Raw genomic sequence first — 24,209 nt, forward strand, 5'->3', positions numbered from 1 at the left:
ATGAACTTAAAAATCCTAATATTCTTATTTTTGACTATACCGACGGTTTTAAATGCCGATCCCACTCCCAAACGATTTGGGTTTGTTGTTGGGGTAAGCGAATACAAAGAGTTGTCCCTAGGTGACCTAAAAACGGCAAAAAGTGACGCACTGGGAATGACAAAAATTTTATTCAGTTATGGATCTTATAATCGGATCCAAACGCTGATACAAGAAGGGTCTGTCAATTCAACTCCGACAAAATACAATATTCTATCGCACTTTGAGAATTTATTAGAAGAAACCCATCCTGAAGATTTATTGGTATTTTATTTTTCCGGACATGGGGTGGTCGATTACAACGATCGAGTGTATTTACTCCCAGAAGATGCAAACCCTCTAAAACCTTTTGAAACAGGGATTGCTGTAGAACAACTTCTGGAAATGACAAGAAAGTATAAATTGAAACGGGTTGTGTTCTTTATTGACGCTTGCCGAAACCCAGAAGATGGGAAAGGGGAAGAGGGTCGAAAGTATTTGGATGGTTCTAATTTTCGAGATTCTGAAATCGTTTCTGTATTCTATTCCACTAAAGTTGGGTATTCTAGTTATGAAGATCCAAAGTCTGGATACGGAGTTTTTACTAGGTTCCTGATTTATGGATTAGAAGGCCGAGCTGATTCCAATTATAATGGAGAGGTCTCCTATTCAGAGTTGTCCAATTATGTAATTTCTTCCTTGAAGGAATGGTCCAAAACCAATCAGAAATTACAAAAACCATATACCAAAGAATATGCGGAGAAATCCGAGGATACAGTTCTCACCTATGCAGTGAATCCTGAGACTTCCCTTGCCGATGCGCCTCTCTTTAATCCTTACAATCCCACTTATGCCTTTCGTTCCTTACTTTTCCCTGGTTGGGGACAGTATGCACGCGGCCAGGAAGAAAAGGGGAAAGTGTTTATGTCTATTTTTACCTTGGGTGTCCTTTACGCAGGTTATCAGTACAATGCCTATAGGCAAGATAAGGCTGCGTACGAATCAGCAGTAGGCATCCCTCCCAATTCTCGTGTTTTCGAAACTGTTGCGATCAACTATTATTTGATTGAACCTCACAGACAACGAATGGAGACATCTCGTACCAATCTCTCTCAAGCCTTAACGGCACTTCTATTCCTCTGGTCAGCAAATGTGTTTGATTTTTATTTGTTAGGACCCAATCCTAAGGAAAAGTCGGGTGTTTGGCTCGATTTTCATTGGGAAAACCAAGGTTATATGGGAATGGATAGAGTTGGGAAATTAGGTTATGCGATGCAATTTTAGTTTATTCATAACTTTATTACTCGTTCAGTGTACGATCCCCGACCAATCAAAAAACCCTTTTGATCCTACAACTCTGGCTGGTGGTTCTGTTGCTGTTTTGTCATCACTCGTCTTTCAAAACGAGATCCAGATCACTTCTAGATACGAAACGAACGACTATCCATCCTTTGTAAAAACTGAAATTTTAGATTTGAGTTTTAGTGAACCTGTTGCATCACATTTTACAAAGTCAGATTTCCGTATTTCTGATAATTATAAGGATGATTTGGTACTCAGAGATGTGTTTCCACTTTCTGAATCAAAAATTCGTGTTTTATTTTCTGTTTCCTCTCGTTCTGAATGGAGGGAGCCGATTACCCTCTCTATCCGAAGGCCCGAATTCTTTGGTCAATATTCGTTTTCAGGGAAACAATTAGAGTTTAAATTTCCTTATCCACGTTATATTGGATCAATATCCGAACCAAAAGGTCAAATTACTACCAAATCTTTACCTGATGGGCGGATCCTGCTTGCAGGAGGAGTTTCTATTTTAGGGAATACGGTTTCCACAGTAGAAATTTTCGACCCTGAAACTGGGATTTCCTCTTTATTACCTCCGCTAAATCAAAGTTTGATGGGAATTGCAATCTGTTCTACCGCAAACGGGGTTGTATACTTATCAGGTGGCAAAACGATTGCAGGTTCTGTCACAGCAAACTCTCAAATCAGTAATCGAATTTATCAGATTCAAACAAATGACCAGACAGTAGTTGAACTTCCCGTTTCCTTACAAAAAAGACGTTTTGGGCATACCATGGTATGTTTAAGTAATGGAAACTTACTTGTGTCAGGTGGTCAGTTTCAGGTTGGGAATGATCATACAGCCATAACGGACGAACATGAATTAGTTTCTGTTCAAACGGGAACTACAACTATCTTGAATTCTTCAGCAAATTTTCCAATGAATACGATTTTCCATTTTACGGAGTACGATGGTAAGACAGAAAAAGTATTTTTTTTTGGAGGAAAAGATCGAACAGATCCTTTTGCAGTTTATATAAACGCGATTCAACGATTGGACTTGAATACCCAGACAATGGATTCAATTGGAGATCCAATGCCGACTGCAAGGTCTAATGTCACTGTGATTTCTGTTCCTGGTGGTGACAGGTTGGTTCTCGGCGGTTTGATGGGGGGAGCGGTTCCTGTCGGTTCGAGGAGCATTGAATCTTGGAACGAAACTACCTGGACCACCAAAACACATGGATTTACGACTCGGATCAAAAACAGTAGTTCTATCATTCCTTATTCTAGTTCTCAAATCCTTTATACGGGTGGTGTTGATACTAATTATAAGTCCGCAATTCTAGAATTATACGATCATATCGAAAAGAAAAATTTTGTTGTAGATACAATGATGGATGCTCGTTCAGAACATTCCGCTATCCAGACGAATCGAGGAATCGTTATTTTTGGCGATTCTGCATTAAATGATAAAAGAGTAGAGTTGTATGGAAAAGATTAGATTCATCACTCTGTTTTTATTTTTTATATCGTGTAAGATAACACCTGGTAGTAATCTATTTGATCCAAACTCACCTACTAGTCTAGGATTACTCCTTCTGAATACAGAGCCTGTGGTTACTATGGAATTTTCCAGCAATCGTGTCCAACCAGGAGGGACTATATATGTATCAACAAACCACGATTTTACGGTAAGGGCAGAAGGACTTAGATTACCGATTTCTGGTGCGGGAATCAGTCCGATTGCACAGGTCATTCCTAGAAGTCGTTTTTTATATGAAGTTAGAATGAAACCATCCGTGATGAGTGGTAAGTTTAGCATTAATCTTAAAGACTATTACCTAAACGAATCATTACTCGTCAATCCAGAGAATTTTGAGTTCGAAATTGATGCCCAACCACCTGTTTTGGAAGTTCGAACAGGAAATGGAATCGATATCTCGGAATTAAAATCGGGATTTTTGGATATTGTTTCTAATGAAGACATTGTATGGGATGGCAAACTATCTCAAATTACACTGTCTGGTACTGCCAAAAACAGTTTGGTTGTTTCGGATGTCATCTTATCTTCGCGCAATATACGTCTGTTATTCGCTGGGAATCCAAATGCGAATGGCGGTATACTAACGATTTCGTTTTCGAATATCAAAGATAAAGCCTCGAATTCCCAAGGGATTACCATGGTTCCCTTAAATGTTTTTGCTTTTAAAAGTGGGCCTAATCTCAACGTGGCAAGAAGGTCTTGTGTTGGGATTGAGTTACATGACGGACGAAGGTACGTCATGGGCGGAAGGGCCAAAAAAGATGTTTTGATTAATGGGAATGGAACTTTAAGTCATAGTGAATTTTATAACTCAGTTACAAAACAGTTTGTCCAAGGCCCTGATATGGTGTATCGCAGACAAGAGTTCGATATTGTCAGGTTAAATGACGGCAGACTTCTCGTTTCTGGTGGATTTGGCGGCAAAGTAGGGAATCCATCAAATGACGGTTTGGCTTCTACTGAAGTGTATGATCCTGTAACTAATATTTGGACTGAGGGTCCATCTCTTTCTATGCCTCGTCAGTTACATAAAATGACGGTCCTTCCGAATGGTGATGTTCTGGTTGTGGGGGGATTAAGTCCTTTTAAACCTTTCCAATCAGTGGCAAGGGTGGAGTTGATCCACGTTACAAACAATCCAGCCACGATGACTGTAGAAACAATAGGAAATTTGAGTGACTCCAGAGGCAAACAAACACAGATTTTATCGCATTCTTCTGGTAAGGTGATTATTTTCGGTGGAGAACGTTCCGATGCGATAGGACCACTTGCAAATGATTTTAATGCCTATGCCTTGGATTCTATAGAAGTTTATGATATCAGTACGAAAACTCTCACAAGTTCTACAGCAAAACTTCACAAAAGATTCAATCATTTTGTTCATGAGCTTAGTAATGGAGAAATTTTAATTTTTGGTGGTTTGAATTCTCGGTTTGATACTAGCCAACCAGTTCTCAGATCGCAAATTTATAATCCATCGACAGATACAATCAGAGATCACAAAAATTTGCTTTTTGGAAGGGAATGGGGTTCTTCCTTTGTTTTCCCTTATGGAAAAGATCAGTTAATGATTGCGGGTGGATTGGAATACCGAACCGTAAATGGATCCACCTTTGATTCCATACAAGACACAGAATCCTGGTCTGAATCAAACAATCGTTTCTATATGACAAGCCGTTCTTTAAATGCTCGTTGGGAGGGATGCGAAATCCGTTATTCTTCTTCTGGCGGTGGAATGATTCTTGGTGGCAGGATTGGTGATATTCTTGGAAACACGGAGGAATACAGCTTTGAATAGATGTTTTTCTCTTTTGTTTTTTGTTTTTATTGGATGTATGTTCCCTTCTGAATATAGAAATCCATTTGATCAAAGATCAATACAAGGGTCGCTCCTAAATACTTTTTTTAATGCTAGTTTATTTCATTGTAATGCAGATACAAATGGAAAAGCATTCGGGAGTGTAAACCAGATCTTGTTACAATGTAATAAGGAATTAGCAAATTTAGATACTGAGTATTTGGGAGAAGCCAATCAAACTATATTTTCAAATGTTCAATTTAGTATTATTGACTCAAACCAACTTTTGGTTTCGTTTGATCCATTAACAAGCGATGGACGTTATGAGCTAACTCTCTCAGGTGTTGTGTCTTATGCGGGAGAACCTTTACTAGAGGATAAAATTCCAATCATCATCGATACTCAAATCCCAACAGTAACTCTTGATGGTTATATCCCCATTACTGATTATACTTTCTTTTCTTCTAGGTATTGGGATTTTACAACTTCTGAACCGATGGCAAACTTCGGTCCCCCGATTTTAAGTGGAACGTTAGCGTCTTCGGTAGTCCTACGATCAGTACAAAAGGTAAGTGATACTGCATATCGAGTGTATTTTGAAACAAACTTTTCATCTAATGGGCCTGGATCTCTAACTTTACATTTTTTTAACTCTAAAGATGACGCTTCCAATGTAGTTTCTAATTCGGTGACGGTTCAGTTTATTGGGCTTGTCCCTGGACCAAAATTAAACCAGGGCCGACAAGAATTTGAAGCTTTTCAAAATGATCATGGAGATGTGATTGCAATTTATGGATCTAGTTCTAGTGCAGAGATTTTAAGAAGAGGAGCATCTAACTTTGAATTAACAAATCCTAGTTTGCCTACCATTGCTCGTGGGGAACGTGGAGTGATGTTGGATGGAAAAAATATCCTTATCACTGGAGGAATTTTGCCCCCATCGGCATACGCCTTAACATCTAGTTATATTTTTGATTCTGAAACTGCGACACTTACTCCTACAGGAAATTTAAACGGACCAAGGCATTTACATAATATAGTCAAACTTCAGGATGGGAAGGTAATTGTATTAGGTGGGGTTCGAGATTATGCCCCTGTTACTCCTGTTGCTTTCACTACCTTGAACACTGCTGAGATTTATGATCCGGCTACAGGTATTTTTACTGAAGTTACAAATCGGATGATGACTCCAAGGTCATTTTCATGTTCGGTATTACTCAATGATGGACGAGTATTTGTCATAGGCGGGACTGACGGGATCTTCGCACCAAAAGATACAACAGAGTTTTATAATCCAAATACACAAACATTCTCCTGGGGTCCTACTTTACCTGTCCCTGTTGGTGCGTTAAAATGTAAAACATTGGTGGATGGTAATGTTTTAATTTATGGGGCACAATTGTCTAATTTGAATAATTCAACTATGTTATTTGACGTCTCCCGAAATCAAATTTTTACCATTGCGAATTCGAAGTATAAACGCGAATGGAGCGTTGCCTCGGAGTTACCTGATGGTGGAATCCTTTTTCATGGTGGAGCCTATCGTTACGATACCAGCGAACCAAGTAGAACCATAGAAAAACTGGATTATGCAAAGAGTAATAGCTTCTTTGATATGGGTTTGTCAAAGTATAGTGTCGCAAGGCATAGCGGTGTTAAATTTTCGGATGGTACTTTGTTTTTTCTTGGTGGAGTGGTGGGTGGGCTGTTTCATTATGAAACAGAATACTATGGACTCTCTCATTAACTTATATGCCTCATGACAATGGCCGTATTTACGGTTCCTTTAAAAAAATTTGTATCTCAGAGTCAGATTTAAAAGTGGAAGTTAACTTCATTCTTCCTAATTTAATTTCTTTAAAATCAGATTGGGAAAGAGGTTTGATCTCAGATAGCCAACTTACGTTTCAACTTGTATTGTTGTACTTGGAACGAAGAGTAAGAAAACATCCCTTTCTTAGAATGGGGAAACCATTACCAAATCGTAACCAATCTAAAGAATTTCTCGAAGTGGTTCGGTTCTACGGGATGCCTGACACAGTACGATATGCACTATGGAAATGGCATATTGGTGAGTGGGACATCCGACTGATTGACTACAACCCAAGTTCTTTGGAGATGTTAGAATCTCAAAGCCTTGGATTTCGGTATTCCACTATTAGTTGGGAACATGCCATCGAAGGAACTCTTGTGGAAAATAAGAGAGATGCCTTTGAACATCTCCTTCATGATTTAGCACATGCCTATATGTTTTTTCGTGAAGATTATGATTATGAAGGACAAAAACAATTTTTTAAAGAAATGCATTTAGATTATGCAAAATATGAATCGGTATTGGAGACAAATCCAGTTTTTCGATCAAAATTTGATTATTGTATTTCAGATATGAACTCACACCCAGCACATTTATCTGCCTATTGGAATGCCATCAGGAGGGAAGCCGGTATACCTGTAGACTCAGGTTTCAAAGTTTAGGATTGTTTTTGTGTCTGGTTAAATCGCGTTTAGTGTTTTTTTTGATGGTTGTTTGGATGGCATCTTGCAGCGAGATTCCCATTTGATTGGCTAAACAAGTAAGGACAAACAAAATGTCACCAATCTCACCTGGAATTTTATCTGCAGATTCACCTGACTTAAAGGATTGGTCTCCAAATTTTCTTGCCATAAGTCTAGAAAGTTCACCCACTTCTTCCATTAGAATTGCTAAGTTTGTAAGCTCGGAAAAATATCTAACACCGATGGTTTGAATCCAATCATCTACTTCGGATTGTAATTGGTTTAGAGTGACTTCATCGTTTCCCAAGTTTTTTCTCCAAGTCTTTTGCAAGAACATTTGTAAACTCTTTCATACCGGCTTCATTTAAATGAATTAAATCAAAACAGTATTTTCCGTTGGTTGCTCCTAAAGAATCTTGAAGATCCATTGAATCTAAAGTTTGGTGAGAAGCCAAGGATTCGGTCAAACCATCATACCAAACTTTCATTCGGCCTTCATTGTTTACCTTTCTGATCACGTCGGAATAAGGCGCAAAAACATTAATGATATGGATGTTTTTGTTACCAATAAAGTTATACATTTTTTCTAATCTTCGGAAATAACGTTTGGTTTCTTCGGTAGCATGAGACTCTTGAGGAACTACGCTCGCAACACCACAAGTTTCAAATAACATTCTCCTATGATCAGGATTGGATGCTTTAGGAATTTCTATAGGTAAATCTAGAGCCAATCGTTTTAGGCAATCATCGACGCTTGTTAGCTGATATTCTTCGATTGATTCTGGGTGATCATTTTCATAATCCCAAGGGTTCGTGTTTGGATTTTTGTTGGTTCTTAAGATCGATTTTAGCCTTTCGTTAAAATTGATTACAAAATCAGAAAGGTCTTTTCTGTAAGCAACGGATTTGAAGGTTAGAAAAAGGTAACTTGAAATATCTAAGTCGTATTCGAACTCATGAGCTGAGGAAATGGCTTTAAAATTCCCAAGTTCGGACAACATTGCCATGGTAGGTTCTACAATATTTTTCCGATCAACCCAAGGCATACCAGGTTCCATCACATGTAAGATGATTTTTACATTAGGAAATTCTTTTAAGTATTCTTCCAAAATCCGATGTTGGACGATGAGTTCTGAACCACGAACTGCTATGGATTGTGTTTTCCATCCCGATTTTTCTAATTTTTCATTCAGAATTCGAACACTAATCCCCTCAAAAGCTACAGAGGTCCCTACAATCAGAATGTCTGGATCTAATACATCTCGTTTTGATACAACATGCTCTGTCACCCGATTGATATTCGAAGCATAAGAATTCTTTTTCAAATAAGGTTTATAGAAACCAAGTTGTAGGAGGATCTCGAATGTTAGTAAAAACAGAATCGCAACAACTACCTTCTTATCCGTGAAAAACGAGATTGTTTCTTTTAATAAATTCATATTTAAAATTGAAAGTAGAGGAAGTTCTGACTTTCGGTGACTCCAAAAAGTAATAATAACAATACATTCACGATAACAAAAACAGTATATTTGATCCAACTCCCAGTAAGAAGGGTAGGGATTTGTCTTTTTGAGAAAATGTAACTTGCCGTGAAACAAATCACAAGTAGAATCCCAAATCTGTAGTTTGACCAACGATCTAACGGTGCTCCTGAATCATTTAAGAAAACTAATGCTTTCATCATCGGAACTGCTTTTTCCATTGTCTCTGCCCGGAACATGATAAACCCAAAAGCCAAACAGAACATGGTGAAGATACGAGCAAAAAGATCGTAAGTAAATCCACCTTTGCTATTTAGAAACTTGGCTAGTTTGGTATCTCCGTAGAACTTGTGAGAAAGTAACATAGTTCCTTGCCAAACTCCCCAACCTACATAGTGGTAAGCGGCTCCATGCCATAAACCTGCAAAAAGCCAAGTGATCATAATGTTACGAATGTACATGATGACGCTCACTCGTGATCCACCGAGTGGAATATAGATATAATCTCTAATCCAGGTGGAAAAAGATATGTGCCATCTAGACCAATGATCCGCAATGTTTCTGCAAGACATTGGGAAATTGAAGTTCGGATTGAATTGAAATCCGAAGAGTCGTGCAACGCCAATGGCAATGTCTGTGTATCCGGCAAAATCAAAATAGATTTGCCATCCGAAGGCTAGAGCTCCCGTCCAAATTTCGATAGAATTTAAGTTTTGGTAATTGGCAAATGTAGAATCGACAACTCGTGCAAGATTGTCAGCGAAAACAATTTTTCTTGTAAAACCAATCAAAATCAAAGCAAAAGCTGCATCGATATGTTCTTTGTAAACACTGAGGCGAAAATCTAAATCTCGAAAGAATGTTTCTGCACGAACAATCGGACCCGCAACCAGTTGAGGAAAAAAAGCTACATACAATGCAAAATCCAAAAAAGATTTTCGTGCTTCAATTTTGCGATTGTATACATCAATGGTATAACTCATCGATTGAAATGTATAAAAAGAAATTCCGACTGGAAGGATGATGTTTTGTTTTGCGAATTGGTAAGAACCTAATAGGTGGATGTCATTGATAAATCCAAGTAGAAAGTCTGTGTATTTAAAGAATCCTAAAGTTCCAATATTCACAACGAGTGAAAGAACAAGTAACCATCCTCTGACACTGTCACCATCCTTTTTCTTTTCAATTAACGTTGCTGCAAAATAATCGATGATGGTTGAAAATATGAGAATAAATACATAAGGATTAATTTTGAAATCACAATAGAGTCTGTCTGTATAGAATTTGAATCCGTCTGTAGCCATCGCCGAACAGGAAATCGATGATGGTTGCCAGGCCATGTAAAAATAATAACTAGTAAGTAGGAAAAAAAGTTTTTGCCAACGATTCTTTAGGACATTTCCTACGATGATCGTAAAAAAGAAAAAAACTAAAAATTCAAAAGAGTTAAATAACATTTATTTTGTTCCTAGCGGTAAATTGATTCTTCGGCCAACTTTTCAACAGGTCCCTGGATTCCTTCGGTATATCCAAACTTAGGTCCAATGGATCTCGGAAGAGTTGAAAATGTAAAATTTGTACTGAAGTAAAAAAGAAATAAAACCAGGTAAATTGTATGGAGTATGGCTCTAGAGAATTTTGGTAACATAGGAATGGATAAAGACTGTAACGAATAAGAATTTAAAATCCATAAACCAATGGTGGTCCCCACCCAAAATTCAAAAAAATAACCTTCCCACCATGTATAAAATCCAATCGAGGGGATGAGCCAAAACAGCATCACTAATAGTTCTTGTTTGTATCGGGCCCACATAGTACGGAAATTCAAAATTCCCAGACTCAAACTAAAAATCCAGAATAAAAGATTCAAATTGTAGGGAAGGTGTTTTGGATTTTGGAAGTCAAAAAGGTTCACTCGGAATTTAGGAATGACGTTCTGGAATACTAAGAATGCATCTCCTATCCCTCGATAGAAGTACAATACATAGTTTTTTTCTTCCCCAAGGCTTGTCCCCCAACGATTGATGGCAGCATACAAAAACATCCAAAAGGAAAAATGTTTTTCATCTAAAGGCCCGAGTCCTCTTTTCAGAATGAAAAACCCCACAAATAAGTAAGAGAGGATTGTGGCGACACCGAGACAGGTTAAATAGAAAAAGATAATCCTAAGTTTTTTCCCCATACTTCTGTTAGGGGATAGGAATACTGCCATGGGAACCATCCCAAAATGAATCACATTGGATTGGTGGAAATAAATACTAAAAAGTTGGATGATCCACAAAAGAACGAGATGTTTCCCTAGAAGTCCTAACCTTAAATAATAAATCGTTAACAAAAACAAAATTGCCATCAGACAGGAATGAATGAGCGGTGTGTCATTGTGCAAACTGTAAAACCAAAATGCTTGGCTCACTTGAATGACGAGTGCAAGAACTACTGCAAGAAAGATATCTTTATACAGTTTATAGTAGACCCAAATAAAAAGTCCTAAAAAAAATAAGGAAAAACTTAAAATCCTTAATCTCAGGAAAAACATAATGTCCGTTGTTGGGTATATAGAACGAATCATCTTCCAATAGAGTAATCCAGAGGATTCAAAACCGAGGTGGTGTGGATTAAAAAAAGCGGATTCAATTCTGTCTTTTTGGATATTGAGTGCGTAAACACAGGAATCCCAGTCGAAAGCTCGTGAGAGGTATCTTAGATGGAATAAAAATAGGAAAAGTAAAAAGAGTAGAATGAATAACTTTTTCAAAAATCAGGTTCCACTCTAACGTTTTAAGATACGATTGATTATTATTTTATTCTTTTTGTAAGGAAAGAAGTAAGGAGTGGCAAAAGTAGTTTTCCCATCTTTCTCCCATACAAGACGATTCCATCCCAAATAATCAATGAGTCCCCCATGTTCAAATCCGAGTTGTAAACCTTCCGTGTTTAAATCAAACTTGTTTAGTTTTTTTCCAAGTCCGAACTTTTGAATTTGCCAAATTTCGTTTTTAACAAAGACAGTTCGCGTATTCCATTTATTTAAAAGGCGGCTAATGTCAATGAGTAGAGATGCGGCAATGTAGAAATAAACAAATGCAGAAAGATAATGATAGTATCTCAATTCGTCTAAAAAAGGGATTTTTAAAACTTTAGTAATTTCGAGTACACCAACAAACCAATAAAAGAACTTACCTAAATAAAAAGCATAAGGTAAACTATAGACGAAAAAAAGAACTGTCCCGAGTATCAGTAGTAAAGATGGAATCGGATTGATGGTTAGTTCGTCGTATAATGTTGTTCCGAAGTAAGTCGCTTCCCTTTTACTTCGAAATTCTTTCCATTTAGAGATCCATTGAGTAATATGTTTCATTGAAAGAGTACCTCTTCTATTTTTCTAGCTGTTTCTTCCCATGTCCATTGTTTGGTTGGAAATTTGGGAGATCTTTTTTTTATGGGTCCAGACATCAATTCAAAACTGCGAGTCCAATCCTTTGTATCTTTGGGTGGAACATATAAATCACATTTGTCAGATAAAATTTCTTTAAATACAGGAATATCAGAGGCGACACAACGTTTGTCTTCTAACATTGCTTCTAGTAGTGGGAGTCCAAACCCCTCGTGGAGGGAGGGGAAAAAGAACGCCTTACATTGTTTAAATGCTTCTGCCAAAGTGGAATCATCTGGTTTTTCAATGAATTGAATTCCTAAATTTTGGATTTTAGAATCCTTTAGTTTTTGATACAAAAACTCACCTTCTTCTCCCCATCCTTTTCGGCCCATGATGAGTAGAGAATGTTTATCTTTGGGATGATTTTTTTTGAATTCTAAAAAAGCATCCACTAGGCGGTTTATATTTTTTCTGGGTTCTAAAGTTCCCACGGTAAGAAAAAAATCTTTTGGAAAGTTTGTTTTTTGTTTGGTCGTTTTCTGTTTGGAAACCCCTGGGTAAACAACAAGACATTTGTCTTCATATTTTGGATTAAATTTGATAATCTCAATCTTTGTGTTTTTAGACAAACAAAAGATTTTATCAGCATTCTTCATCGTGATCGGAGACAAAAGTTTGTGTTGTAGGTAATTCCATTTTGCCATGGTCTCTGGGGCTGAAACAAAATTTAAGTCGTGATAATTCACATAACTAGGAATAGGGAGTTTTTTGAAAGGTAACATCTGTATGGTGCCCCAAAAAACTTCGACCCCATCCTGTTTTAATCGTTTTGGCAGAATAAAATTTAAATAAATTGGCCCAGGAATATTTTTTGGTTCCAGAACCACTTTTGTATTGGGTCCAAATAAATCTTGGAATACAGGATGAATTTGTTTATTGGAATAGAGAAAAAATTCTTTATCCTTATGTTTTGGTAGAATGACCCTTAGGACTTCTGCCAAGTAACGAGAATTCCCCGTCATTCCATAGGCGAGTGGTCGTGCATCAATTCCGATTTTCTGTTTCACGTAATGCATACCTTACAATATAGAAATATAACAGACTCGTTGTATAAAATAGAATAGAAAACATAGAAAGTGCGGATTCGACTTTTGATCCGACAAAGGTTCTATGGGCGAGAAGTGGTAAACTTAATAGAAAAAATAAAATATATAGTTCCTTGCTATGATTCTCCAAATCCACGATACGATTTAGGATAAAATAAACAGGAATCAAACAAATAATAAAACTATGGATCCAACTAATCCCACTAAAGAGAGCGGAAACTAAAAAAAGTAAGGATATAATCTCCCATTTTTTATTTTCCTTTTTCCAAAGGAGTAACAAAGGAATTCCAAATAAAATCATAAAGAAAAGTTGGAAGATCTTCAAACTAGTGAGAGAAAGATTGATGAACGGCATTCCATAGTTGGGTTGGTTGATCATATCAGCACCAGAGACAAAATACTTTGCTAAGGTAGAACTCAATGATTGGTTATTTTTCCAAGACCTAAGAAGTGGGTTACTAAATGCTTTTCCTAAAATTTCTGTAAGCCATTCGTTAGTCATTTGAATGGTATAGTTCCCGTTGTAAAGAAGGGGTAGGGAATTCCACAGTATCATCCAGATAAGAAACCAAAAGATTCGTTTGTATTGTTTCTCATAAACAAAAACAAATAAAAATACCAAGGGTGTGATTTTGATGCTTACTGCCAGTGCCAGAAGAAGCCCACCTAGAAAATGAGATCTGACTGTGAGTGAAATCAATACAAGTAAGATCAGAAGTAATCCCACTTGGTTGTTTTGGATATGGCTTTCTAAAAAACGGAAATTGAATAATAAACTTCCTATTAGAATTAAGTATGGAAACCGAGATCTAACACTAGTGATTTCTTTGTTTTGGAAAATCAAATAAAGAATCACAATTAAGGAGATAAGGCTAAATAACTCAAAGATTAATGCTGCGTTGTTTTCAGAAAGGTAAGTGAAAGGAATGAGTAAAAAAGAAAATAATGGAGGGTAGATATACGTTGCGGTTTCGTTTTGTAGGGCCGTGAGTAAGTGAAGGTTTTCTGGTAGGAAAAGGTCTTCTACTGTTTTGATTTTTGTTTGGAGTTCAAGGGCCACATCGAACCGGTAAAGATTATCTCCTGTTTCCCAGCGCTCTGCCGCGTGATAATAATCCAAAAAATCTGATTTTTGTTTGGATCTAGAGATCGAAAGGGCCAAAAGAATCAAAATGAGTGCTGTTAAGATCCATTTCCCTGATTTCTCTAAATTTTCTAAAAATTTCCACATAGTTCTCCTACCATTCCCAATATTTCTGGTTAATTGACAAGGTTTTCCCAAGGCTATACAAAGATGGATTTTTTACAGGAATACGATTTTCACCTACCCGAGGAACAGATTGCCAAGTTTCCTTTAGAGAGTCGGGACCAGTCGCGGCTCCTTTTGGTGGATAGAATCCAGTCAAAATTTTGGGAAGCTCCTCTTTTTCGGGACATTACCGCGCTAATCAAACCTGGTGATGTATTTGTTTATAACGAAACAAAAGTTTCGTACAGGCGTGTGTACTTGCAGGTAGAATCAGGCCGCATTCATGAATCCATTTTTTTAGAACCAGAAGATAAACTAGGCAAAACTTGGTTATGTATCCTAAAAAATAGGGCCAAATTGAAGTTAGATGGTAAGTTGTTCCCAGTAGGATATCCAGAATTTGAATTCTCTTACCAAGGAGCTCGTGAGGAACTTTCTATTTTATCTTCTAATAGGTCTATTTCTGATTCTGATTTTGAAATTTTTGGAAACATCCCCATCCCACCTTATTTAAAACGAAATGTTACCGAGGAAGATAAAACGAGATACCAAACGATTTTTGCCAACCGTTCGGGATCCGTAGCAGCTCCTACTGCAGGACTTCATTTTACGGAAACCTTAAAGGAAGAAATACGAAAGAAGGGTGCTGAATTTTTTCCAGTGGAGCTCCAAATTGGTTATGGGACATTTCGTCCTCTCACCGCCGAACAATGGCAGACAAAAACGCTACATAAGGAGAACTACTTAGTTCCCGGTTCCACCGCAACAAAGTTAAACGAAGCGAGAACAGAAGGCAGAAGGATTATTGCTGTTGGAACTACCAGTCTTCGGGTTTTAGAATCTGTGTTTGATTCTCAATTGAAGACATATAAGGAGGGAGTGGGTCAAACTGACATCTTTTTGTCGCCAGGTGACAGGATTGAATCAGCACAAGGCTTAATCACTAACTTTCATCTTCCTAAGTCTAGCCTTCTCCTTCTCGTGAGTGCCTTTGCCAACACTCGACTGGTGATGAGTTCTTATCAGTATGCATTGGAGAACGGGTTTCGTTTTTATTCTTATGGAGACTCAATGTTCCTATTTTAAAAATAGATTTACATTCTTTTGAATTTAGGAAATATGTTTCTACAGTTTCTTTATGTATTCCCCGAAATCTTCGGTTTTTATTTCTTTATTCTCAGGTTTAGGTTTACTTGGGGTGGTTTATTTTGCTCCTGTGAAAGAACCCGCCGTGAGAGAATTGGAGCCGTCTAACGCGCTTGAGTTAGGTGAAGAGTATGTGTATCCAAATCCAATTAAATTAAAGCTAAGAGAGAATGATTCTAAAACTTCAGAATATACAAATACTCTAAAGTCTCTTTCATTGGGAATATTTGGTAGTTCCAAAACAGAAAAATCAAATTCTGCAAAATGGAATCCTTCCAATAGTTTTGGATCTAGGTTTGATTTTGATCGTTCTCCTCAATCTAGTTTTATTTGGGATGCTAAACTTACAGGAGAACCCTCCTTATCGCAACCAATTCTAAATGCTCCTGTCCATCCTTCGGCAACTTTGATTTTTCGCCAAATGGACACAAATAGACGTTTGTTAGTTGATCCTAAACAGCTTTACGAATACCAAGACAGTTTTTCTCCAACAAAATTTCTCAAAGTGCAAACTTCTGTTTATAATGTAAAAACAGAAAACCCTGCTGTGGCTTATGGCGCCGATGGAGGTAAGTTTTCTTTTTTTTTTGGCAGTGATAAGGTTCAAGTAAACGTAAAATACAATTACGTAAATACAAAGCCCAGCGCTGCCAATGGGGGACAAACCGGTTTTGTTCCTGCTCAGGACATTGCTTCTCTTGGTTTGGTTCTCTTTCTTGGTCCCTCAAAGAACTATTCACTTTATGTGGGGAACCAAATTTTTAATGTTTTTAACGATCCCTTGTTGCAGGTGAAAGACCAAAACGGCCGATCCCCAGAAACATTTTCTGCCTCCTTTCGGGGCAAACCACCTGGTCGCTTAAAAACTACTTTTTTTTTGAATTTCCAGAATCAATTTTATAAAGACGGTATGCTAATAGGGGTTCCCGGTGGATTTATGTATGGGAATGGCTTTAATGGAAAATCGTTTTATGAACAAGTTACCTCACTCGGAATGGAACTTGCCTTTTAGAATCTTCATTTTATTTGTTTTTTTATTTAGCGTTAGCGCTTGTTACGTGGGAGAAGAGAGGGAGGTGGTGGTTCAGCCCAAAAAAACTCCGGTTCCACCTTTAGAACAATTGGCAATCTCTCTTTCTGAAAGTGGTTTTTATTTCAAACCTCAAAGGCTTGTGGTTCTGACGTTTTTAGACCATGAAGGCAAAAAAAGTCCTTATGGTGAAATCCTTGCGGAAAAACTGACCACTGAACTTGTAAAAAAAGATCGGTTTCAAATATTAGACCGGCTGGCCAACCAAAAAGTTTTAAAAGAAGCAGGTCTTGGACTCGACACTACGACTGACACCGCCACCTTGCGGAAAATAGGCGATGTTCTGAAATTAGATGTCATCATCACAGGAATTGTAACACCATACCAAGATGGAGTTTTTGTCAACACTCGGCTCATCGAAATCAAGTCTGGATTGATCCTCAAAGCAGATGAAGTTTATGTCCGAATTGACGGTTAAAAGATACTCGTTCTCACTAAAGACTTACAAAGGACCCAATTTTACTGATTTTAATACTAGTAGTTTAATTTTCGATTGATTCCCTTTTTTCCTGCGGTCTGATAGGTATAAGAGGTTCAGATGGCATTTGATATAGAAATGATTGCGGCACGTTATTCCAAAATGGAAGCGGCCATCGCACAAGCCAGGAAGGTAGTGGGTCGACCCCTCACACTCACAGAGAAGATTTTATACAATCACCTTTGGGATGGAAATCCTTCCAAAAGTTTTGGTCGAGGTGCAGACTATGTAGACTTTGCTCCCGACCGAGTGGCAATGCAAGATGCAACAGCGCAGATGGCGCTTCTCCAATTTATGCAAGCTGGTCGTAAAAAAGTAGCGGTTCCATCCACCGTTCACTGTGACCACTTAATCACGGCAAAAGACGAATCCGGTGTGGATCTTGGGATTGCTGTTAAAGAAAACAAAGAAGTTTATGATTTTTTATCCTCCGTTTCTAATAAATATGGAATTGGTTTTTGGAAACCAGGTGCTGGTATCATTCACCAAGTGGTTTTAGAAAACTACGCCTTCCCTGGTGGGATGATGATTGGAACCGATTCTCATACCGTGAACGCTGGTGGTTTGGGAATGGTTGCGATTGGTGTGGGCGGTGCTGATGCTTGTGATGTGATGGCTGGCCTTCCTTGGGAACTCAAATGGCCCAAAGCTATTGGAGTCAAACTCACAGGAAAACTAAATGGTTGGACTTCCGCTAAAGACGTAATTTTAAAAGTAGCAGGGATCTTAACTGTGAAAGGGGGAACTGGTGCCATCGTAGAATACTTCGGTCCAGGTGCGGAAGCTCTTTCTTGTACTGGAAAAGGTACAATTTGTAACATGGGAGCAGAGATTGGTGCGACCACTTCTACTTTCGGTTATGATGAATCAATGGAAAGATATTTAAGGTCCACTAACAGAAGTGATGTGGCCGACCTTGCAAATAAATACAAGGCTCATCTCACAGCAGATCCAGAAGTGTATGCAGATCCATCAAAATTTTTCGACCAAGTGATCGAAATTGACCTCAACACTTTAGAACCTTATGTGAATGGTCCTTTCACTCCAGACCTTGCCACTCCCATTTCTAAAATGAAAGAAGAAGCAGCAAAGAATGGTTGGCCACTCAAAGTAGAAGTGGGTCTAATCGGATCTTGCACTAACTCTTCCTATGAAGACATTTCCAGAGCAGCTTCTCTTGCCAAACAAGTGGCTGCCAAAGGACTAAAGACTAAGGCTGAGTTTACCATCACTCCTGGTTCAGAACTGGTTCGTTACACCATCCAAAGAGATGGATTTATCGATTCCTTCCATACCATTGGTGCAAAAGTATTTTCGAATGCTTGTGGTCCTTGTATTGGAATGTGGTCTCGTGTGGGTGCGGACAAAAAAGAAAAGAACACAATTGTTCACTCATTTAACCGTAACTTCCAAGCAAGACAAGATGGAAACCCAAACACCTATGCGTTTGTGGCTTCTCCAGAAATCACAACAGCTCTTGCCATCGCGGGAGATTTGGGATTCAATCCACTGACAGATACCCTAACCAATGAAAAAGGGGAACAAGTAAAATTGGATCCTCCTACAGGCGAAGAATTACCTAGCAAAGGTTTTGCGGTAGAGGATGCGGGTTTTATCGCTCCTGCGGCAGATGGATCTGGTGTTCAAGTGATTGTCGATCCGGCATCCACAAGACTCCAACTCTTAGCTCCGTTTAAAGCCTGGGAAGGAACAGATTTGAAAGGTCTCAAACTTCTTCTCAAAGCCAAAGGAAAATGTACAACAGATCATATTTCTATGGCAGGTCCTTGGCTTAAGTTCCGTGGTCACTTGGATAATATTTCCAACAACTTACTCATTGGTGCTACAAACAACTTCAATGGAAAAATCAATGAAGTAAAAAATCAACTGACTGGAAACTACGAACCGGTTCCACAAACCCAAAGAGCATACAAAGCACAAGGGATTGGATCCATTGTGGTGGGAGATGAGAACTACGGAGAAGGTTCTTCCAGAGAACATGCTGCTATGGAGCCAAGACATTTGGGTGTCAGAGCAGTCCTTGTGAAGTCTTTTGCTCGTATTCATGAGACCAACTTGAAAAAACAAGGGATGTTAGCTCTTACTTTTGCAAACAAAGATGACTATGAAAAAATCCAAGAAGATGATGTGATTGATATCATTGGTCTAACTAGTTTTGCAGAAGGGAAACCTCTCACACTTGCACTTAACCATAAGGATGGCAAAAAGGATGAAATCCAAGTAAACCATACTTATAATGCACAACAAATCGAATGGTTTAAAGCTGGTGCTGCCCTCAACTTAATGAGAGCATAATTTAAATAACCAAAGTCCGTCAGATGGATTCTTCCCTCTGGCGGATCTTCTCCCTATGCCTAAACAAAAATCTAAACTCACTACTGTAAATGCAGAGGAAACTTTAGTTTGGACAGGAGTCAGTTCTAACCAGACCAAAGCCCAAAAAGAGTTTAATGATGCGCTTCGTAAACATAAAGAAGTATTAGATCATTCCAAAGAAATCGAACCTTTGTTCCAAATGGTAAACGAAACCTATTTGAAAGAGGTTCTACCTGAAATAGAAAAACAAAAAAAATTGGAACGCAAACGTTTTGAAGTTATGTGTTCGATCCTTCTTGAAGAAAAACTTTCCTTTGGTAAAATGCAAAGAGAATTCCTTCGCCGTTACCTTTTAGATATATGTACGGATTCAATTTTGGAAGATCCAAGTTTTTATAGTCAGTTTCGAGATCAGTTGGAAACCAAATTGGAACGGATGGATCGACTTAGGTCTAAAATCCAAATGGAATCCAAAATCAAACAAAAGTTTGGATTCGAAATTGATTTAGACGATTTGAACCGCACTCAGTTTGATTCTGAGGAAGAAAGATCTTCGCACGAAGAAAAGTATAGAGAGTTCCGAGAAAAATATGAAGAATATAGATCTGATTACTTTAAAGGTTCTCGGTCCAAGTCTAGTAGCAAAAAATCCAAAGCACAAATGGAAAAAGAAAAAAAGATCCTAGAATCGGAACGTCTTTTAAGTACGGATATCAATACCTTATTTAAAAATTTAGCCAAACTCATCCATCCAGACAAAGAACAGGACTCAATTTTACGAGAACGTAAATCAAAACTGATGACAAAACTTTCTGGTGCGAGAGACAATATGAATATCGCGGAAATTTTAGAAATCAAAATGCAAGTTGATGAATTGTTGCCAAACCAACAAACTGATGTATCTTTTCATGACACTTCGATCAAACGATTTGTGGGAATCATCAAATCAAAAATTAGAGAATTAGAAGATTCGATCCGACAAAGATTCTTTTCTCATCCTCTAATGGCAGATTTCCCAGAAAAAAAGATCACCAAAGAAACTCTGACGGCTTATTTAACTCGAGTGAAAAAGGATAATGTCATGGTGACTTTAGCTTATGAAAAAGAAGTTGAACAACTAACTAAAGAACCAAAATACATCAAAGAAATGATTAAAGAATTACAAAGTTTAGGGGTTCAATTTTAGTGAAAGGTTTCCTAAACAAAAAGAACTTTGGTTTTGGTAAAAACGGCAAGAAGTTCGATGATGTGTATTGGACCGATATTTACGGCAACGGCTTAGACGTAGATGGATCTTATAATGCAAAACAACATGCCGAATATTTAAAAGCACTCTTTCAATTGATGGAGATCCCGGTGTATAAAATTGCTGACTTCGGATTTGGAAAAGCCATTTTACTTCGTGAGATGGTAAAAACTTTTTCTCCTGTAAAAGTCTATGCCGTCGATGCGTCCAAAGAAGCCTATGAAGACCTAAAGAAAAAAGATTGGGTCAAACGTTCTGATAAATTCCATATTTATAATGAATCTTTAGAAACTTTTAAGTTACCCAAATTAGAAAAAGAACCTGTAGAGTTGGGTATTTGTAACTCTGTGATCCAATACCTCCCAGATTCTATGATTCCTGGTGTTTTGGAGAAAATGGCAAAGTATTGTAATTATTTATACTTCACTGTCCCAACAAACGAAGACTATGCGGTAATGAAAGAAGAAATGGCATTTCATGATCCTTATGCATTTTCCAGATCCAAAAAAAAATACAAAAAGTGGATCTCCCGTGATTTTGAAATTGTAGGGTACAACCTTTTACAAAGTAAATGGTTGGGGGAGAAGGGGTTTAAGGAAGATTTCTTTAGAATTTAGTAGTCAAAAAGGTTTTGCAATTTATTTCCAATCGTTGTTTTTTTGGTGAATGTGGTGGTTCATCCGAGTAACAGCCTTTTGTTTTTTATTCGGTGTGATTCAGTGTGCTCCAAATAAATTTGGGAATGTTTGTGATACACAATCTAATGTTTTTTTAGATACATTACTTTTTAAAATCGCTTCAAACTTAAGATCTCCCCATTGCGGAATCAATGTGGATTTGCAACTTTCTCCTGTGAAACCTCTCTATGAAGGCCGCACCCAGTTATTAGATTATATAAAAAATGATGGGACATCGGCTATTACTGCTTCCAACACCAGTTGCACAGGATCTGAGTTAGGTGGATATAGTGCTTGTTTGCCCGCAGGTCTTATGTTGTCGGTAGAAGCATCTGGAGGAATTTTTAACTCCAGTTCTTGTGATGGGTATTTTGCAGAAGATAATACTGGTACTTTGCAGTTTACTTGTTTTGAAAAAACTGGAGGAGGATTAGTCTTTGTCGCCACCTCTATTAAATCTGGGAAATATCTTGGTGATCTAGTGGTTTCAGAAAGTGGAAGTTACAAATTTAGTCCATTGTCTGTTTCTGTCTTTCATACCAACCAAGTTGTAGGGAAAACAAATTTTTCATCTACTTGGACAAATCCGATTCTCTCTTATCCTGTTGCCGGTGGAACATTGAATAGTCCAGGAACTCTTTATTTGTTAGACCAATCTTCGGCTTCTTTAGGTTCTGCAGATATTCCCTCAGCGCGCACTGGCATCTTATATAAGTCGAATACAAGTTTAAGCTTAGCAAATTCGGCACCTTTCTTCAGGTTTGGCGGGGATTTTCAGTTTTTAGAAGGTGAGTTCGCATCTGCTTCAGTGCTGAGCCCGCTTGTTTCAACCACGGAGGCCAATCACTTTATGTGGGTATCCAATTTGATTGCAGCGGTTGGTGGGACCATTTTAGGAGTTCAAGGTTCACAAGGATTGTATCAATCCATCAAGGTTTCAGTCCAAAATAGTGGGAATCCAGTCAGTTTAGACTCTACTGGAATGACAGGTGGGATTTCATTGCAGAACAATACTTTCTCTTCTTTGATGTTTGGTGATGTAGATGGTGGAGTTATCCTGATTCAGTCCGGGGGAACCAATAGCCATGTTTTGAATCATAGTTTTGTTGACGCTGTTCTATATTCTTCCACAGATGAAGGGTTAATTGTCAATGCTACCACTTCTAATGTCGGAGGCATTGTTTTTAAAGATATGATAGTGGCAAATAGCTCTACTATTGCTGGTTTCGTTGCGTACGAAACTTCACCTGCAAAGTTATCTGGCCTTACGGCTTCTAATCAGATTTTTCTTAATTTGGATTCCGGGATTCGATTTAATAGTTCGTCTAGTTCTGATTTTGGTTTGGTTATGGAGAACACCGGAATTTTTAGAGTTTCGAATTTTGCAATGGAGACTACCTCAGTTAACAATCATTACTTAACAGGGAATTTGCATTTCTCTAGCGGACAGACCTGCAGTATTTCCAGTGGAACAAATGTTGGTTTCACAACTACTGGATACCCGGCGGGAAAATCAGATTATAATTTTTTTGATTTTACTCCTTATGATAATAGTTTTGTCGGGTTTATCTTCGAAGATGATAAAGTTAATCCCAATGATAATTTTGGCCTTGTCCCTACTTATTTAAAGTTAGGAAGTTATCTGAAGTTTCAAAATGTCTATCGTTCTTTTACAAATTACGATCCACCCAATGTTTTTTCAGATTCCACTAGGGGATTATGTTCTAACAATTGTCGTATTTTTGATTGGTCATTAAAATCATCTGATACTCATTTTAAAAATACTCATGCTTGTCCAGATCCGGCTCGTCCACTTTTACATATAGTGGGGGGAACTGCTAACTCGGAAGAAAACTGCCAAAATTTAGTTAGAGGTTCCCACTATCTTGGATCCAATGTTTGTGGGATATACCATCTTAGGAATGCAAGGGAAATCATCGGAGATGCCAAAGGGAATGAAAATGGTTTGTGTGAGTCATTGGAAGACTGCATTTTTAGTCCAAACCTTGGTGCTTATCAAGGCCACGGCCTCTTACGAAAATCAAACTCGATTGGTCCATTTTATTGCAGCGATATTCCAAAAACCGAAGGAACGTTAAGCCAAATTAGATTATTTGGATTTGAAGAAAATGGTTACTAAAAATAACCTTTGCAGATGACAGATATTTTTTTCTATTTTTCTATTGAGTTTCCGCTTTTCTCTGTCTTTGGTTATCCTCTCAGTCTAATCGAATTTCTTGGAACCAGTTCTGGGCTTGTTTGTGTGTATTTAGCTTCCAGAAATCATATCCTCACTTGGCCTCTTGGGATTTTCAACTCTATCTGTTTTTTCTTTTTATTTTTTCAAATCCAATTGTATTCGGATATGTTGTTACAAATATATTTTTTTGGATCCAGTATCTATGGTTGGTCGGTTTGGAGAAAAAGAACCGGTGCTTATATAAAAATCCAGTCACTAGGAAAAACTAAAAATATTTTACTTCTAGTTTCTATCATTTTGGGAACCTACGTTCTTGGTGAGATCACCAGTCGGTTGCCTCTTTGGATACCTAAAATTTTTGAGAAACCACCAGTGTTTTTATACTGGGATGCCTTTACCACTGTGGCAAGTATCATCGCCAATTTTTTGTTAGCTCAAAGAAAGTTAGAATCCTGGTTTTTGTGGGTGTTTGTCGATGTAGTTTGTATTGCCATCTATTCCTTAAAAGAAATCCCTTTTGTAACTTTAGAATATATTGTATTTCTCCTCATTGCCTTTTACGGGTGTTATCACTGGTATAAGGAATACAAACAAAATCATTCAAATATATAATTGAAATTTGATTTTAGATTCAGAGATACAAAGACCATTTAATTTTTCCTTTGTCCAACTTCATTTTTA

20 protein-coding genes are annotated in these 24,209 nt (G+C 37.8%); 13 read left to right on the top strand and 7 right to left on the bottom strand.

The window, feature by feature from the left end; all coding sequences use genetic code 11:
* The 5 genes from CH361_RS16355 to CH361_RS16375 are packed head-to-tail and all read left to right on the top strand — an operon-like array spanning position 1 to position 7,121.
* Positions 1–1,302 carry a caspase family protein gene (locus CH361_RS16355; protein WP_100791894.1) on the top strand — a complete coding sequence of 434 codons (1,302 nt, stop codon included), beginning with the start codon at positions 1–3 and terminating at the stop codon, positions 1,300–1,302.
* A complete protein-coding gene (locus tag CH361_RS16360; protein WP_100791895.1) occupies positions 1,286–2,806 on the top strand; it encodes a Kelch repeat-containing protein in 1,521 nt (506 codons plus the stop codon). The genes CH361_RS16355 and CH361_RS16360 overlap by 17 nt, the downstream gene beginning before the upstream one ends.
* Positions 2,793–4,646 (top strand): Kelch repeat-containing protein, encoded by a 1,854-nt coding sequence (locus CH361_RS16365; protein ID WP_100791896.1) that lies wholly within the window; start codon positions 2,793–2,795, stop codon positions 4,644–4,646. Before CH361_RS16360 ends, CH361_RS16365 begins: the two co-directional genes overlap by 14 nt.
* A gap of 37 nt (positions 4,647–4,683) precedes the next feature.
* Positions 4,684–6,393, top strand: a complete 1,710-nt coding sequence (locus tag CH361_RS16370) for a Kelch repeat-containing protein (protein WP_100791995.1) — start codon at positions 4,684–4,686, stop codon at positions 6,391–6,393.
* A gap of 5 nt (positions 6,394–6,398) precedes the next feature.
* Positions 6,399–7,121, top strand: a complete 723-nt coding sequence (locus tag CH361_RS16375) for a hypothetical protein (protein WP_100791897.1) — start codon at positions 6,399–6,401, stop codon at positions 7,119–7,121.
* Here the strand turns inward: CH361_RS16375 and CH361_RS16380 are convergent.
* The 7 genes from CH361_RS16380 to CH361_RS16410 are packed head-to-tail and all read right to left on the bottom strand — an operon-like array spanning position 7,111 to position 14,336.
* Entirely contained in the window at positions 7,111–7,449 is a 339-nt protein-coding gene (locus tag CH361_RS16380; protein WP_100791898.1) for a nucleotide pyrophosphohydrolase, read from the bottom strand. The genes CH361_RS16375 and CH361_RS16380 overlap by 11 nt on opposite strands.
* Positions 7,436–8,581: a hypothetical protein gene (locus CH361_RS16385; RefSeq protein WP_100791899.1), complete on the bottom strand. Its 1,146-nt coding sequence runs from the start codon at positions 8,579–8,581 to the stop codon at positions 7,436–7,438. Before CH361_RS16385 ends, CH361_RS16380 begins: the two co-directional genes overlap by 14 nt.
* Before the next feature lie 2 nt (positions 8,582–8,583).
* Positions 8,584–10,080: an MBOAT family O-acyltransferase gene (locus CH361_RS16390; protein ID WP_100791900.1), complete on the bottom strand. Its 1,497-nt coding sequence runs from the start codon at positions 10,078–10,080 to the stop codon at positions 8,584–8,586.
* 11 nt (positions 10,081–10,091) lie between these two features.
* Positions 10,092–11,378 (bottom strand): hypothetical protein, encoded by a 1,287-nt coding sequence (locus CH361_RS16395; RefSeq protein WP_100791901.1) that lies wholly within the window; start codon positions 11,376–11,378, stop codon positions 10,092–10,094.
* Positions 11,379–11,393: 15 nt separating this feature from the next.
* Entirely contained in the window at positions 11,394–11,981 is a 588-nt protein-coding gene (locus CH361_RS16400) for an LIMLP_18675 family protein (RefSeq protein WP_100791902.1), read from the bottom strand.
* Positions 11,978–13,021, bottom strand: coding sequence for a glycosyltransferase family 4 protein (locus CH361_RS16405; RefSeq protein WP_100791996.1), 1,044 nt, complete (start codon positions 13,019–13,021; stop codon positions 11,978–11,980). Before CH361_RS16405 ends, CH361_RS16400 begins: the two co-directional genes overlap by 4 nt.
* A gap of 22 nt (positions 13,022–13,043) precedes the next feature.
* A complete protein-coding gene (locus tag CH361_RS16410; RefSeq protein ID WP_100791903.1) occupies positions 13,044–14,336 on the bottom strand; it encodes a glycosyltransferase family 87 protein in 1,293 nt (430 codons plus the stop codon).
* A 63-nt stretch (positions 14,337–14,399) separates the two neighbouring features.
* Between CH361_RS16410 and queA the strand changes: the two genes are divergently transcribed.
* The 8 genes from queA to pnuC all read left to right on the top strand — a co-directional run bounded on the left by queA (position 14,400) and on the right by pnuC (position 24,140).
* Positions 14,400–15,440, top strand: coding sequence for a tRNA preQ1(34) S-adenosylmethionine ribosyltransferase-isomerase QueA (queA, locus tag CH361_RS16415; protein WP_100791904.1), 1,041 nt, complete (start codon positions 14,400–14,402; stop codon positions 15,438–15,440).
* A 52-nt stretch (positions 15,441–15,492) separates the two neighbouring features.
* Positions 15,493–16,512, top strand: a complete 1,020-nt coding sequence (locus tag CH361_RS16420) for a hypothetical protein (protein WP_100791905.1) — start codon at positions 15,493–15,495, stop codon at positions 16,510–16,512.
* Positions 16,472–17,008, top strand: a complete 537-nt coding sequence (locus tag CH361_RS16425; protein ID WP_100791997.1) for a FlgO family outer membrane protein — start codon at positions 16,472–16,474, stop codon at positions 17,006–17,008. The genes CH361_RS16420 and CH361_RS16425 overlap by 41 nt, the downstream gene beginning before the upstream one ends.
* Before the next feature lie 120 nt (positions 17,009–17,128).
* A complete protein-coding gene (locus tag CH361_RS16430) occupies positions 17,129–19,384 on the top strand; it encodes an aconitate hydratase (RefSeq protein ID WP_100791906.1) in 2,256 nt (751 codons plus the stop codon).
* 55 nt (positions 19,385–19,439) lie between these two features.
* Positions 19,440–20,591 carry a hypothetical protein gene (locus CH361_RS16435; protein WP_100791907.1) on the top strand — a complete coding sequence of 384 codons (1,152 nt, stop codon included), beginning with the start codon at positions 19,440–19,442 and terminating at the stop codon, positions 20,589–20,591.
* Positions 20,591–21,268: a class I SAM-dependent methyltransferase gene (locus CH361_RS16440; protein ID WP_100791908.1), complete on the top strand. Its 678-nt coding sequence runs from the start codon at positions 20,591–20,593 to the stop codon at positions 21,266–21,268. The genes CH361_RS16435 and CH361_RS16440 overlap by 1 nt, the downstream gene beginning before the upstream one ends.
* A 49-nt stretch (positions 21,269–21,317) precedes the next feature.
* Positions 21,318–23,468: a hypothetical protein gene (locus tag CH361_RS16445; RefSeq protein WP_100791909.1), complete on the top strand. Its 2,151-nt coding sequence runs from the start codon at positions 21,318–21,320 to the stop codon at positions 23,466–23,468.
* A 15-nt stretch (positions 23,469–23,483) separates the two neighbouring features.
* Positions 23,484–24,140, top strand: coding sequence for a nicotinamide riboside transporter PnuC (gene pnuC / locus CH361_RS16450; RefSeq protein ID WP_100791910.1), 657 nt, complete (start codon positions 23,484–23,486; stop codon positions 24,138–24,140).
* The last annotated feature ends 69 nt before the right edge of the window (positions 24,141–24,209 follow it).

The organism is Leptospira brenneri (assembly GCF_002812125.1).
GTDB classification, from domain to species: domain Bacteria; phylum Spirochaetota; class Leptospiria; order Leptospirales; family Leptospiraceae; genus Leptospira_A; species Leptospira_A brenneri.

Excerpts from the sequence above, each read along its gene's own strand:
- CH361_RS16410 (WP_100791903.1), bottom strand. The coding sequence starts at position 14,336 with ATGTGGAAATTTTTAGAAAATTTAGAGAAATCAGGGAAATGGATCTTA.
- CH361_RS16375 (WP_100791897.1), top strand. The coding sequence starts at position 6,399 with ATGCCTCATGACAATGGCCGTATTTACGGTTCCTTTAAAAAAATTTGT.
- CH361_RS16370 (WP_100791995.1), top strand. The coding sequence starts at position 4,684 with ATGTTCCCTTCTGAATATAGAAATCCATTTGATCAAAGATCAATACAA.
- CH361_RS16400 (WP_100791902.1), bottom strand. The coding sequence starts at position 11,981 with ATGAAACATATTACTCAATGGATCTCTAAATGGAAAGAATTTCGAAGT.
- CH361_RS16355 (WP_100791894.1), top strand. The coding sequence starts at position 1 with ATGAACTTAAAAATCCTAATATTCTTATTTTTGACTATACCGACGGTT.
- CH361_RS16435 (WP_100791907.1), top strand. The coding sequence starts at position 19,440 with ATGCCTAAACAAAAATCTAAACTCACTACTGTAAATGCAGAGGAAACT.
- CH361_RS16430 (WP_100791906.1), top strand. The coding sequence starts at position 17,129 with ATGGCATTTGATATAGAAATGATTGCGGCACGTTATTCCAAAATGGAA.
- CH361_RS16390 (WP_100791900.1), bottom strand. The coding sequence starts at position 10,080 with ATGTTATTTAACTCTTTTGAATTTTTAGTTTTTTTCTTTTTTACGATC.
- CH361_RS16360 (WP_100791895.1), top strand. The coding sequence starts at position 1,286 with ATGCGATGCAATTTTAGTTTATTCATAACTTTATTACTCGTTCAGTGT.
- CH361_RS16385 (WP_100791899.1), bottom strand. The coding sequence starts at position 8,581 with ATGAATTTATTAAAAGAAACAATCTCGTTTTTCACGGATAAGAAGGTA.
- CH361_RS16420 (WP_100791905.1), top strand. The coding sequence starts at position 15,493 with ATGTATTCCCCGAAATCTTCGGTTTTTATTTCTTTATTCTCAGGTTTA.
- pnuC (WP_100791910.1), top strand. The coding sequence starts at position 23,484 with ATGACAGATATTTTTTTCTATTTTTCTATTGAGTTTCCGCTTTTCTCT.
- CH361_RS16405 (WP_100791996.1), bottom strand. The coding sequence starts at position 13,021 with ATGACGGGGAATTCTCGTTACTTGGCAGAAGTCCTAAGGGTCATTCTA.
- queA (WP_100791904.1), top strand. The coding sequence starts at position 14,400 with ATGGATTTTTTACAGGAATACGATTTTCACCTACCCGAGGAACAGATT.
- CH361_RS16445 (WP_100791909.1), top strand. The coding sequence starts at position 21,318 with ATGTGGTGGTTCATCCGAGTAACAGCCTTTTGTTTTTTATTCGGTGTG.
- CH361_RS16425 (WP_100791997.1), top strand. The coding sequence starts at position 16,472 with ATGAACAAGTTACCTCACTCGGAATGGAACTTGCCTTTTAGAATCTTC.
- CH361_RS16365 (WP_100791896.1), top strand. The coding sequence starts at position 2,793 with ATGGAAAAGATTAGATTCATCACTCTGTTTTTATTTTTTATATCGTGT.